Below are 12,937 nucleotides of genomic sequence, written 5' to 3' on the forward strand. Positions count from 1 at the left end.
CCAAATCAATACAACCAGCAACACCAGCAAACCACTGCAAATATAACTTCAAGCGCAATTTAAACCAATATAAGCGCCATACAAATACGACACAGGCGCACTTTAAGCACAAAAAACCACAACATAAACACGATATAGACTACTACAAGCAGGGGAACATGAGCACGATTTTTGAAATCAAACAAAAGCTTGCATCTCAAGCAGAATCAGTCGCACAAATGCTTCTTCCACAAGGAAAAAAACGCGGTAATGACTGGAGCGTGGGCAGCACACAAGGTGAACCAGGTCAAAGCTTATCGCTTTGTTTAAAGGGCAGCAAAGCAGGTTTGTGGTATGATTTTGCAGAAGGAAGCGGCGGCGACCTTTTAGACCTGTGGTGTGCAGTTAAAGGGATCAGCCTTTCTCAAGCATTGGATGAAGCCCGTTCTTACTTAAATCTTTCGCGCCCAAAACCCTTTATGGCCCCGCGTCATCCCTATCGCCTTCCCCCTGTTCCAAAAGGGAGTAAACCCCGCCATGAGGTGAAAAATTATTTACACACAAAACGGCATATCCCCTTAGATATCCTAGAACGTTATCGCATCCAAGAAGATGGAAACCAGATCATTTTTCCATTTTATAAACCCGATGGTACGCTTGCATTGGTAAAAACACGTCCTACACAAGAAGGTGCAAAAGCAAAACCCACAGCTTCTCATTGTGAACCAATTTTATTTGGATGGCAGGCCATCTCCCCAACGCAACGCACCCTTGTTATCACCGAAGGAGAAATTGATGCGCTTTCGTTAGCAGCCTATGGGTACCCAGCCTTATCAGTCCCCTTTGGAGGGGGCAAGGGGGGCAAACAAGCTTGGATTGAAAATGAATTTGATCATTTAGAAATTTTTGAGAAAATCTTCTTAGCAACAGACATGGACAAACCAGGCGAAGAAGCTGCCCTTGAAATTGCTCACAGACTTGGTCGACACCGGTGTTATCGTGTCCACTTGCCCTGTAAAGATGCCAATGACTGTTTAAAAGCAGGCATTGAGACTTCAACTATAAAAGCCGCTTTTTCAAAAGCCCAAAGCTTTGCACCAAAGGGGTTAAAGCGTGCATCTGATTATCGCAACCAAGTGATAGAGCTGTTTTGGCCCACTCCCAAACAGCACCTTGGTTATACGGTTCCTTATCCAAAATTAAATGGAAAATTGTATTTTCGCCCAGCAGAATTAACCCTCTGGAGTGGTGCAAGCGGTGCCGGTAAAAGCCAATTGTTATCAGACTGTATTGTCCATTGGATTGCACAAAAAAGCCGTCTTTGTCTAGCCTCACTCGAAATGAAGGGGGAACAATCGCTTCGCCGTCTAATCAGACAAACAGGGGGAGATAACCAACCAACAAAAACCATGATCGAACAGATTCTGCATTTTCTAGACGACGGTCTCATTTTGTACGAGCACGTAGGCAAATCAGATATTCAAACCCTGCTTGATGTCTTTGACTATTGCCGTGCAAAATATGGCTGTGATCAATTTATTATCGACAGCTTAATGCGGCTTGGCATCGCTGCAGATGACTATACAGGGCAAGAACAAGCAGTCTATAAAATTGTTGACTGGGCAATTTTAAATGCCGTGCACGTTCACCTTGTCGCCCATACACGCAAAAGTGGTATAGAGAAAGATATTCCTGGCACTGAAGATATAAAAGGAGCCTCAGAAATTGGAGCCAATGCATTTAATATCATCACAATCTGGCGCAATCGCTCTTTAGAGGATAAAATTCTTGCAGCCCAACGTGCAACAGAAAAAGCTGAATTAGCAGCCCGCCCCGGGGTAATTATGAACATCGCCAAACAACGTTCCGGCGATTTTGAAGGAAAAATTGGCCTTTGGTTTGACCCCAAAACCTATCGCTACCGTTGTTCTTCAACACCCCACCAAGAACCACGCCGTTATTTTGAATTCACCACCTCATCCCCCTCACAGCCCCACTCCCCCTCGCAACTTCATCCCCCCTCATAACCTCATCCCCAAGAGCACACAAACACACAACCCTCACAATCCCAAAAGGAACATACAACCTCTTCTCTCTTACAAACCTGCCCAACAATGCAACCTTGCCTCACCCCTTAAAGTAACCCTACCCAACACACGCCACACCTTTAAAATAGATCACCTCTTAAAAACAAAACCATACACAAACAAAACCATACCCTAAAGAATACTCTCCCGTCCTTAAAAACACTCCACAACGTAAAAAACACTCACACGGTAAAATCTATGTTGATACACATTGCTTTAGTAATTCTTTCTCACTTAAATCCTGTTTTCATTCATCCTCCATCATTCTTTACTCATTTTCCCTCAGTCTTATTCATTTCCCCCGTTTTCACCCATCTTCATCATTCTCCTTTAACCCCCTCATTTTCATTTAACCCTTATTATTTTTACTGACCACCCTCTTATGTTCACTCATCCCTTCCCATTTTCTTAAAACCCCCATTCTTATTTAAAGACCCCTCCCACTTTAAAGACCCTCTCCACTTTAAAAGCCCTCCCACCCATTCTCATTTAACCCCTTTCATTTTCATTTGAAAATCTTCTGACACATTTTTCATTAAAGGAGGAAAGTAATGAAATATCATCACGATAAAAATACCGATGCACTTAAAAAGAACACTGTAAATTACGCACACCCATATACAAAACATCAGCGCATTGGCCACTTAAAAACAGAAGAAATGCTTATCGAAACAAGCAATCCTTATTTTCAACCCACCCATAAAGAAAACCCCAGCAACCCACGCACTATCATTGCAGTTGCTGATGCTCACAGCCGCCCCATTGCTCTTTTATATGCAAAAGGACATATCAGCAAAGCACAATATAAAGCAGCAGAACGTTTTTATTATTATTGGCACATACAACAAGGTAACACACACATGGGCATCGATTACACCCGTCAAAAAGTCGATGGCGGCCATTATTATACAGATACCCTTGAACGCCAAATGGAAGCAACAGATCAATTACAAACGATTAAGATTCAACTGGGTATTCTTGGCTATCAACTTGTTGAGCAAGTAATCGGCTATAACCAATCAATCAAAGATTTAAGCCCTTTAAAACGCAGGCAAAATTCTCTTGCTGATCATTTACGCGATTGCCTAGACCTGATGGCAACCCACTGGGGTTATGCAAAAACTTAAAATAACGCATAAAAACTCCCCCACCACTTCAAAAAACAGTACCCCCACTTAACCAAGGGGGTAAAATCCCAACCAACCAACCTCACTTCACCTAAATTGAAAAAACAGTACACGCCATCAATGCTTCCAAGCAAACTCACGCCCTTGGATCTTTCCTAATAAACATCCACATCTGGAAGAAATTTGTCTATGGTGCGGGTGGTCGGACTCGAACCGACACTCCTCTCGGAACCAGATTTTGAGTCTGGCGCGTCTACCAGTTCCACCACACCCGCACACTGCAGCTTTTATCACACTGTAGCTTTATCAAGACATAAGGGAAGCTTGTGCCCTTTTTTCTTGCACTATATGAAGAAGTAGAGATTCGTCAACACTGGACTTGCATTTTTTAACTGGACTTTTGTTTTTTTAACTCTATGCATCATTTTTAACCCATTGAATTAATCTGGTTTATTTGAAAGTATGTATATGAAAACTATAGGGGAAATTATTGGGGCTTTAAAACTATGATGTTAAACAAATTAAAAGCATGGGTCGTATCATTAGCACAGCGTCGCACTGCACCACATTGGCTTGGGATAATTGCTTTTTTTGAAAGTTCCTTTTTTCCGATTCCAGCTGATGTCTTGTGCATTCCAATGACACTTGTTCGCCCACAAAAAGCCTATCGCTATGCGTTAATTGGCACACTGTGCTCTACCTTAGGGGGGGCTTTTGGCTGGGTTATAGGTTTTTATGCTTATGATACCATCGCCAAACCAATCTTAGAATTCTATGGTAAATATGAGAGTTTTCAGACATTTCAAAATGGTGCAACATTAAAATTTCTCATAATTTTACTGATCACATCAGGGCTTTTCCATTTTCCACCCATCAAGCTTGTCACACTTCTATCAGGGGCTATGGGTGTACCCCTCCCACTTTTTATTGTTATCTGCCTCTTAGCACGTGGGGCTCGTTTTTATCTTTTTGCCTGGTTTATTCGACGCTTTGGTCAAAAAGCAATCGATTTATTCTCTCGTCACTTTACATGGTTTTTGCCCATTGGTTTGATTCTTCTCTTGTTAGCCTATAACCTATTAGTCTATAAACTATACTCTGCTTTTTAAAATCATTCCTCGTTCACTTGAGAGAATATGTTAAATGAGTACCTCTTTATCTTGCCAATGCTTTATAAAGAAACATCTTTACCGCAAACAAAGCAATAAAGAGCAAAGTTTGTGGGCCTTTTTTCTAACCCTTTGCCTTGCCGCCACACTGGCCATCGCACTAGGCTTTGAAATTATCGGTGGTTATCTTCCATGCCACTTATGTTTGCTTGAGCGCCTTCCCTATTACAGTGCCCTCCCGCTTTTAGTCTTAGCAGGCCTTTTGGCATGGGTTTCTTGCTTGTCCCCTTTGGTACGGTTTTTATTTATATGCGTTTTTGTGCTCATGGCAACAAGTCTTGGGCTTGCAATTTATCATGCCGGTGTTGAATATCACTTTTGGCCAGCACCAGCCCAATGCAGCCTAAACACAACAACACTCACAACAGATGTAAACCAACTTTTTACGTCACTTGAAAAGCCCCCAGCATCCCCCTCTTGTGCTCAAGCACCAGTGCGCTTTCTTTTTCTATCATTTGCCGGGTGGAATGCCCTTGCCAGTTTGTTGTACATGCTCATCAGTCTGTATGTAGCATCCAAAGGGCTCCTCTCAGATGATGATGAAAATAAATACCTCAGAGCAAAAAAAACGTAAAGCCACACCTCTACCCGACAACATAAGCCACATACCCCCTCCAACACAGCGCCATCATATACCACCCGCACCCCTTTAAGCGCATCCCTCATCCTACAACATTCCTCCAACACAAATCACACCACCCACAACCCAAGCTACATTCTTACAACACAACCCGCCCCTTACGCACCCCCTACAGCGCAGCTAAACTTTAAAGCACCCTACACCAAATTGACCCTACATTCAAAATTGACTTTACATCCAAGCTTAACTGTATACTCAAGATTGAATTTTAATATTCAACGATATCCAAAATTGACTTTCGTTTGATGCCCTCTACATTTTAGAATTATTCTAATAATGAGAGCAACAATGTCAAAGTCCTCCTCCCCCTCTTCACATCATAACACTTTTAAGCCCCCTTTATGCCAAGAGATGGTCACTTATGCTCTCCAATTACAAGAAGAACAAGCAGCTCTTTATTTAAAATATGCCAAAGCTTTACAAGAGCATTGTCCAGAGCAAACGGCAATCTTTGCTAAAATGGGCACCAAAGAGCTTGAGCATTTTCAAGAATCTCTACGCACAGCTTGCAATATTCCTGCACCAACCTCAGCCCCCTCATCCAACGAGCCTGCTCTTTCAGACATTTCCCGCAATGAAACAAATTTTCAAACAGCACAAGAAGAAAATCAACCCACCCCATCACAAACGCAAGCATATAAACAAACACTTTTAACGTGGATTCAACCCGGCCTTGCAGGCTTAATGGATGGATCTGTCTCAACTCTTGCCCCCACTTTTGCAGCAGCCTTTGCAACAGGTGATACCTATCAAACTTTTTTGATAGGTTTTTCTGCTGCAATTGGTGCAGGTCTTTCAATGGGCTTTACCGAAGCAGCCCATGATGATGGAAAATTATCGGGGCGTGGCTCTCCACTTAAAAGAGGCATTGCCAACGGCGTCATGACAATGCTTGGGGGGCTAGGCCATGCTCTTCCTTATCTCATTGACAACTTTTATCTTGCAACAGCCCTTGCTTGCCTTATCGTATTCTTTGAACTCTGGGCTATTGTCTGGATTCAAAATAAATTTATGGCCACACCTTTCTGGCGCGCTTCTTTCCAAGTCATCGTGGGTGGAGCCTTAGTCCTTGCAACAGGCATTTTGATTGGCAGTATATAAACAAAAACGCTTGATCCCTCTTCTCACCCCATCCAACCATCTCATCCCCCTTCACCTTCTTCAACCTCCCTCTCGACCTCACCACCTCATTTCACACTTCTCCCACCTCACACTTCTTCACCCCATTTCTCACCTCATCCCTCTTCCCCCACCTCCCTCTCGACCTCACCGCCTCATTTCACACTTCTCCCACCTTATCCCGTGCTTCTCCTAATACTCCTCAAACAACCAAAAGGAGCACCTCTTTTTGTGATTTTTTCATCCCCCTTATGCCCCTTGTGCCTCACCGACAACCTCCCTCAATAAGCCCTTCAGAAACCCCTCACCTCGCCTCACACTTCTCCCATCTCATCCCCCTCTACCTCACCACCTCATTCTCCTCACCGCCTCATTTCACACTTCTCCCACCTTATCCCGCGCTTCTCCCAATACTCCTCAAACAGCCAAAAGAGTACCACTCCTTGTGACTTTTTTCCCCTCTCTCATGTCATGCTCCTTATATCCCACCGACAAACCTCCCTCAGTAACCCTTCATCGACAACCCCTCACCTCCTCCATCTCCTTCCCCTCTCTCTTATTCTCTCCCACCTCGCCTCACACTTCTCCCATCTCATCCCCTTCTACCTCCCTCTCCACCTCGCCGCCTCATCCCCCTCTCTCACCTTATCCCGTGCTTCTCCTAATACTCCTCAAACAACCAAAAGGAGCACCTAATTCCATCCAAAACGCACCTCTTCTTACGGTTTTTCACCCCCTTATAATCCTTATATCCCACCGACAAACCTCCCTCAATAAGCCCTTATCAGTAACCCCTCATCAGCTGCCTTCATCAGTAAGCCATTATCAGCACCCCCACCGCCGACAACCATCCAGACAAACCTCCATCAATAAGCCTCTTCTCGGGCAAATCTTTACCGGCTTGTTTTGCTTGAAAGCTTTTGTTAAAGTGAGTTGCTATCGTTTATATTTTGGAAACTTCACGTTATGTCTCATCCCTCCTCTACTTCGTCTGACCCTTCCTCCAATGCTCATGCACACAGCCAAAAGAGCGCCTCTTCTTGTGATTTTTCCTCCACCCCTTCACAAAAACTTACCCTTTCGGTAGAACGCCTTGCCCACGGGCAAAATTTAGATCTTCCTCAATATGCCACAGCCGGTTCTGCTGGTCTTGATTTGCGTGCAGCATTGGCAGAAAATGAAACAATCGTTTTAGCCCCCGGACAACGTGCTCTCATCCCTACAGGTTTAATTTTTCACCTCTCACCTGGCTATGAAGCACAAATACGTCCACGTTCTGGCTTGGCTTTAAAACATGGCATCACATGCTTAAATACCCCCGGAACGATTGATAGTGACTACCGCGGTGAAGTGAAAGTGCTTCTCATCAATTTAGGGCAAGAAGATTTCCCCATTCAACGTGGAATGCGCATTGCACAAACAGTCATCGCACCTGTCACTCAAGTTGATATTCGTGTTATCGAGCCAAATCAAAAAAACACCTCATGTAAAGCGCATGAAACAAACCACACTCAAGAGCGTGGAACAGGCGGCTTTGGCTCAACAGGGCACAATTAATCCTTCTGCCCTAATATCCACTCTCTTCCCCCGCACCTCTATAAGGCGCGCCGGGGCTTCTGGCGCTTTAAAAAACCTATTTCCCTGCATTAAACGCAAGCTTTTAGCGCTTTTTATAAGAGAATGCTTCCTCTCCCATCACCACGCAAGAGCAACACAAACTAACCCCTCTCCACTTCTGGAAAACTGAAGCTCTTTTATCTGAAAAAGCACCTTGCCCATTATTTTCAAGAGAAAAGCTCTTCTCTTTTCAGACTCATAAAAAAATCTTACTCGTGAGAAAATGTGATATCAGCTGTGGGCTCTTTGTTCCCCCTGTTATCTCCACTCACTGTTACCATCCCCCTTGCCATTATTGTTCCCATTTCCTCCATTTCCCTCTTCACGATTGCTTCTCCCATTACCATCCCCCTTACCATTATTATCTCCCTCACCCTTATCTCTGCCATCACCATTGTTTTCCTTGTCACCCCTGTTTCCCCCTTTACCATTTCCCCTCTCACTATGGTTTAAAGTTTTGTGCATTCCCACAAGACCAATTTTGGTATATCCAGCTGCTTGCAACTGATCCAGCACATTAACAACACGGCCATAGTCCATTTCTTCATCTGCTTTAATCAAAATCTTTGTTTCCAAATTTTCTCGAGTTTCTTCAGACAAGACCTCAATAAATTCTCCCTCCTCCACAAGAGTGTCACCAATATAAAAAGAATGATCCTTTTGTAAGGTAATATAAAGAGGCTTATCGGGCTGAGAAACAGGCGTTGTTGTTACAGAAGGCAACTGAACAGAAATAACAGATGTTGCCAAAGGTGCAGCCACCATAAACACAATAAGAAGCACCAAAACAACATCGATAAAAGGCGTTACATTGATCTCACTTTGGACCTGAAAATCATCGCCCTCATATTCATTATGGTAGTCTGTTTTCATTGTTTGCGGCTTTTTTGCTGTCTTTGTTGGTCGAGTTCACGGCTTAAAAGCCTTTCAATAGCAGCAGCAATATCTCCTAAATCATTTCGATATCCATTAAGAGCACGCGTTAAACCATTATACATAACAACAGCAGGAATAGCGACAAAAAGCCCCACAGCCGTTGCAAGCAAAGCTTCAGCAATTCCGGGCGCCACAACATCCAAGCGTGTTGTCTGAGTTTGAGCAATTCCAATAAAAGCATTCATAATCCCCCACACGGTTGCAAAAAGCCCAACAAAAGGCGCAACAGCACCAATGGTTGCAAGAATGGCACTCCCACAAGCCATGCGCCTTGTAGCAGCCAAAACACACCGTGCTAAAAGCAAATGTACCCGCTCTTTTACCCCCGCATTGAAAGCACACAAAGCACTATCGTCATCTTTACGCTCTCTGGTACCTTGAAACTTGATGAAGACCACCTGCTGAGTAGAAAGATCCACCTCTTTGAGCGTTTCTTCCAAAAAGACTGCACCTGCCCCCGGAAAGACTAAATTCGCTTCTTGCTGATTTTTGAAATCAGAGGTCAAATGCGTGAAAGTTTGAGCATTTAGAACAAACTGCAATGCACGATGTGCTTTGCGCTTTGCCCACGTTATTTCAACAATTTTAGCCAGAGCAATTGTCCAAGATACAAGAGAAGCAAGTATCAATATAATGATCACAGCTTGCACAACCCTATCGGCAGCCATAAACATCGAAAAAGGAGAAAAATTACCTACCGAAAATAAAGTAAAACTCTTACCTAAAGCCCCTGTTTCAGATCCCATTGTTTCTCATAAATCTCCAAAATAACCCCACCCCTCCTTTAGAAAACAAGTTATAAAAAATAAAAGAAGACAAATCAAGTCTAGTTATAATAAAAAGTGCCGTCACTTTTTCTCACAAAACCTAATCATTCACCCACACAACACCGCGAACCTCCTCGCTCTCACCCCCCCTTTCCCAAACACCTCTCTCCCCCACATATCACTCCTCTTCCCAAGTCTGCCCTCCTATCCCCACCCTCTCAAACCAAAACCCCACCCATACACTCATATACCTCATGCACATCCCCCTCACGCATACCCTCACGCCTTAACATCCCCTATACTTCACACACACATATCCATCTCATACATACTTCCCCCTCACGCACTCATGCATCTCTCTTAAAGAGAGCCCATACCCTCCTCAGATTCGCATGCACAACCATAGGTTTATTTATAAAATCTAACAGTTCAATCGCAAAAGGGAGCATAGACTATTGCAAAACCTCATGAAAAAAAGAACCATAAAAAGATTTTGTCCATGCAATGGCCTATTTTAAAGTTTTTTGCGTAACCTGCCCTATACCGCTAAGACTTCTTGAAGAAAAATAACATTTACAAAAAATACACTTATAAATTGTATTAAGCATGGAACCAATATGATTTGGGGGCGTTAAACACTAACGAATGTTCAAATCTTTGACTCAGGTGATAGCCTTCACCATGAATCAAAAATAACCCAAGAAAAGAAGGAAGAATCATTATGGCAAACAACAAAGCAGCAGATGAGAGAGCAACATCAACAGAAAAAGATCTGCATGCTCAACTGAAGCAATTACGCAGTGAAATGGAAAATATAACCTCAGCACTAAGTGATCTTGGTTCAAACACATTAAGTGAAGCCAAAAACAAAGCAACAAAACTCTACTCCTCAGTAAAAGACAATGGCGAAAACATCGCCTCACAAGCTAAAGACGTATTAAGCGATTTTGAACATAATTTGAGCAGATGTGTACGCAAAAATCCTAGCAAGAGCGTTTTGGTTGCAGCCGGCATTGGCTTTGTTCTATCTTACTTAATCCGTCGTTAATTTATGCAAATGTCTATTATACCCTTACTGTACCAATTGACTGGTGGAAATCTCAAAAATACGATCAAGCAGATCCGCATTCAAGCAATTTGCTATGGGATTATTGGATTTTCATTATTAATGGCTTTAGTGTTTTTAAATGTCTTAAGCTTTTTTGCTTTGCGTTTAGTAATGCCCCCAGTTGGAGCAGCTACAACAATGGTATTTATTTGGTTTTTTATTGCAGGATTAAGTGTTTTGCTAAGTCGGTTTTTCAAAGCATATCAACAACGCAATTATCAAAGATACTATGAGGAACAACACCGTAAATTTATGACAGAGTCGACCCTTTCCAGCATCGCAATGCTGAGCAAATATTTGCCTCTTGTTAAATTAGGATTGCCAGCCTTGGGACTTGCAACTTATCTCTTATGGCGAAAAGATAAAAAAGATCACTTTTAAAACATATAGCTATTGTGATTCACCCCCCAAAAGGCACATTCTCTCGGCATAGAAAGAATGTGCCTTTTCCTTTGCAAAAAGCACAACCTACCCCACACAGAACACATTTGCCCCCTTCAAACACACTCCCAACCTCCTCCTCATATTTAACCACCTTCAATCCTTTTCCCACGTGCACTGATCCCACAACAACACCCACAGCTTGTACCATTCCTCAAACGCACTCAACCTCATCCCCCTTCCAACAAGCATACACCACACAACAACGTCCAGCACCTCTCGCCAACCAAAGCCCACACACCTATCTTCTTCCCCACAACATTCACCTCTGTAAAAAGGCACACACACCTTTAAACTCAACTTGCTCATGAAATATTGAGAAAAGCTCTGCACACAAAGAATACGAATCGAGTAAACCCCATTACCATCGTCAGAATAATAAACCGATGAGATTGATTTAATTCAGTTTACAACCGCGATTTGTTTTCCCAGCCTTTAATGAGAAGAATAATCCTCAATCACCAAAAACACCCCACAAGATAAAGGCACTCTAGATTGCTCTTAAAATCTACCCTCCCCCAGAAAGAGTATTCTACAACCACGCTTGGAACATTCTAAACACGATCATTGCGCACAATAACATCCGCAATATCTGCTGCAATAGCTTTAATGGCTTTGGTATCATTACCTTCAACCATCACACGAATCAATGGCTCAGTTCCAGAAGCACGAATAACCAACCGTGTTTCTTTTCCCAAACTCTCTGTTACTTGATCAATTGCAGTTTTGACCGGAGATTTGTTCAATACATTTTTGTCTTTAATTGTTATATTTTTCAAAATCTGAGGCACAGGCTCAAAACGCTTACATAGCTCGCTCATCGAAAGTTGGCTTTCTTTCATACACGCCAAAATCTGCAAAGCAACAACCAACCCATCACCCGTTGTCCCAAAATCACTTAAGACAATGTGCCCACAATTTTCCCCACCAACGTTATACCCCTTCTCACGCATCGCCTCGACAACATAGCGATCCCCAACTTGAGTACGCACCAAATCTAATCCTTTAGCGTTTAAAAAACGCTCCAACCCAAGATTTGCCATAATGGTTGTTACAACACCATTGCACTGCAACCGACCAATTTTGTGCCAATGTTCAGCAAGCACCGCAATCAATTGATCACCATCCACGGTTTGGGCTTTTTCATCAACCATTAAAACACGATCACCATCCCCATCAAGAGCAATCCCCACATCGGCACGCACTTCATGAACCTTTTCTTTTAAAGAGGTCAGATCAGTGGATCCACATTCTTGATTAATATTAAAACCATTAGGCTCATGATTGATCGCAATAACCTCTGCACCCAATTCCCATAAAGCAAGTGGTGCAGCCTTATATGCAGCACCATTCGCACAATCGACCACAATGCGCAAAGAATCCAAACGCACATCACGCGGCAGCGTGCGTTTTGCATATTCGATATAACGGTAAATATCCCCTTCAACCCGTTTTGCACGTCCAATTTCTGCACAATCTGCTAAAGAATGTGAAAGATCTTTCTCAAGTAATTGTTCAATTTTCGCTTCAATTTTATCTGAAAGCTTAAAACCATCAGGACCAAAAAGCTTAATTCCATTGTCGTAATAAGGGTTATGAGAAGCAGAAATCATCACTCCAATATCCGCCCGCAGAGAACGACAAAGCATAGCAACAGCAGGGGTTGGCACAGGCCCAAGCAAAAAAGCCTCCATTCCAGCAGCGGTAAATCCTGAAACCAAAGCATTTTCAAGCATATAACCAGACAATCGGGTATCTTTACCAATTACCACACGGCACGGTTGTCCTTGTGAGCGAAACAAAACACCCACAGCCATCCCCACTTTCATGGCAAAATCTGGTGTCATAGGAAAACAATTGGCTTTCCCCCGAATACCATCTGTTCCGAAATATTTTTGCGCCATCTTTTTTCCCTTTCCACCCAGAAGACCCTTCGGGTCATGGACC

Annotated in this window: 11 protein-coding genes and 1 tRNA gene; 8 read left to right on the forward strand and 4 right to left on the reverse strand. The window is 43.0% G+C overall.

Features of this window, described 5'->3' with window-relative positions; all coding sequences use genetic code 11:
* The first annotated feature begins 158 nt into the window (after positions 1-158).
* Both BWD121_RS06225 and BWD121_RS06230 read left to right on the forward strand, forming a co-directional pair.
* Positions 159-2,006: a toprim domain-containing protein gene (locus BWD121_RS06225; RefSeq protein WP_078663795.1), complete on the forward strand. Its 1,848-nt coding sequence runs from the start codon at positions 159-161 to the stop codon at positions 2,004-2,006.
* Positions 2,007-2,617: 611 nt separating this feature from the next.
* On the forward strand, positions 2,618-3,193 hold the full coding sequence (locus BWD121_RS06230) for a hypothetical protein (protein WP_078663796.1): 576 nt from the start codon (positions 2,618-2,620) through the stop codon (positions 3,191-3,193).
* Positions 3,194-3,383: 190 nt separating this feature from the next.
* Here BWD121_RS06230 and BWD121_RS06235 read toward each other — a convergent pair.
* Positions 3,384-3,468, reverse strand: a tRNA-Leu gene (locus BWD121_RS06235).
* Between the two features lie 231 nt (positions 3,469-3,699).
* On the opposite strand from BWD121_RS06235, the gene BWD121_RS06240 reads away from it, so the two are divergent.
* From BWD121_RS06240 to dut, 4 genes are all read left to right on the forward strand, one after another.
* On the forward strand, positions 3,700-4,302 hold the full coding sequence (locus tag BWD121_RS06240; RefSeq protein ID WP_078663797.1) for a YqaA family protein: 603 nt from the start codon (positions 3,700-3,702) through the stop codon (positions 4,300-4,302).
* Between the two features lie 34 nt (positions 4,303-4,336).
* Positions 4,337-4,936: a disulfide bond formation protein B gene (locus tag BWD121_RS06245; protein WP_078663798.1), complete on the forward strand. Its 600-nt coding sequence runs from the start codon at positions 4,337-4,339 to the stop codon at positions 4,934-4,936.
* A 417-nt stretch (positions 4,937-5,353) separates the two neighbouring features.
* Positions 5,354-6,103 (forward strand): hypothetical protein, encoded by a 750-nt coding sequence (locus tag BWD121_RS06250; RefSeq protein WP_276290793.1) that lies wholly within the window; start codon positions 5,354-5,356, stop codon positions 6,101-6,103.
* A gap of 984 nt (positions 6,104-7,087) precedes the next feature.
* A complete protein-coding gene (gene dut, locus BWD121_RS06255) occupies positions 7,088-7,678 on the forward strand; it encodes a dUTP diphosphatase (protein ID WP_078663800.1) in 591 nt (196 codons plus the stop codon).
* A gap of 318 nt (positions 7,679-7,996) precedes the next feature.
* On the opposite strand, the gene BWD121_RS06260 is transcribed toward dut, so the two are convergent.
* Positions 7,997-8,611: a biopolymer transporter ExbD gene (locus BWD121_RS06260; RefSeq protein ID WP_078663801.1), complete on the reverse strand. Its 615-nt coding sequence runs from the start codon at positions 8,609-8,611 to the stop codon at positions 7,997-7,999.
* Positions 8,608-9,420, reverse strand: coding sequence for a tonB-system energizer ExbB (exbB, locus tag BWD121_RS06265; RefSeq protein ID WP_078663802.1), 813 nt, complete (start codon positions 9,418-9,420; stop codon positions 8,608-8,610). Before exbB ends, BWD121_RS06260 begins: the two co-directional genes overlap by 4 nt.
* 742 nt (positions 9,421-10,162) lie before the next feature.
* On the opposite strand from exbB, the gene BWD121_RS06270 reads away from it, so the two are divergent.
* Entirely contained in the window at positions 10,163-10,489 is a 327-nt protein-coding gene (locus BWD121_RS06270) for a DUF883 family protein (RefSeq protein WP_078663803.1), read from the forward strand.
* 3 nt (positions 10,490-10,492) lie between these two features.
* Positions 10,493-10,930, forward strand: a complete 438-nt coding sequence (locus BWD121_RS06275) for a phage holin family protein (protein WP_078663804.1) — start codon at positions 10,493-10,495, stop codon at positions 10,928-10,930.
* Positions 10,931-11,544: 614 nt separating this feature from the next.
* On the opposite strand, the gene glmM is transcribed toward BWD121_RS06275, so the two are convergent.
* Entirely contained in the window at positions 11,545-12,894 is a 1,350-nt protein-coding gene (gene glmM, locus BWD121_RS06285; protein ID WP_078663806.1) for a phosphoglucosamine mutase, read from the reverse strand.
* Between the last annotated feature and the right edge of the window lie 43 nt (positions 12,895-12,937).

This window comes from Bartonella sp. WD12.1 (assembly GCF_002022415.1).
In the GTDB taxonomy this organism is placed as follows: domain Bacteria; phylum Pseudomonadota; class Alphaproteobacteria; order Rhizobiales; family Rhizobiaceae; genus Bartonella.

Coding starts and splice junctions, on each gene's coding strand:
- BWD121_RS06260 (WP_078663801.1), bottom strand. CDS start 8,611: ATGAAAACAGACTACCATAATGAATATGAGGGCGATGATTTTCAGGTC.
- BWD121_RS06240 (WP_078663797.1), top strand. CDS start 3,700: ATGATGTTAAACAAATTAAAAGCATGGGTCGTATCATTAGCACAGCGT.
- BWD121_RS06245 (WP_078663798.1), top strand. CDS start 4,337: ATGAGTACCTCTTTATCTTGCCAATGCTTTATAAAGAAACATCTTTAC.
- dut (WP_078663800.1), top strand. CDS start 7,088: ATGTCTCATCCCTCCTCTACTTCGTCTGACCCTTCCTCCAATGCTCAT.
- glmM (WP_078663806.1), bottom strand. CDS start 12,894: ATGGCGCAAAAATATTTCGGAACAGATGGTATTCGGGGGAAAGCCAAT.
- BWD121_RS06250 (WP_276290793.1), top strand. CDS start 5,354: ATGGTCACTTATGCTCTCCAATTACAAGAAGAACAAGCAGCTCTTTAT.
- BWD121_RS06230 (WP_078663796.1), top strand. CDS start 2,618: ATGAAATATCATCACGATAAAAATACCGATGCACTTAAAAAGAACACT.
- BWD121_RS06275 (WP_078663804.1), top strand. CDS start 10,493: ATGCAAATGTCTATTATACCCTTACTGTACCAATTGACTGGTGGAAAT.
- exbB (WP_078663802.1), bottom strand. CDS start 9,420: ATGGGATCTGAAACAGGGGCTTTAGGTAAGAGTTTTACTTTATTTTCG.
- BWD121_RS06270 (WP_078663803.1), top strand. CDS start 10,163: ATGGCAAACAACAAAGCAGCAGATGAGAGAGCAACATCAACAGAAAAA.
- BWD121_RS06225 (WP_078663795.1), top strand. CDS start 159: ATGAGCACGATTTTTGAAATCAAACAAAAGCTTGCATCTCAAGCAGAA.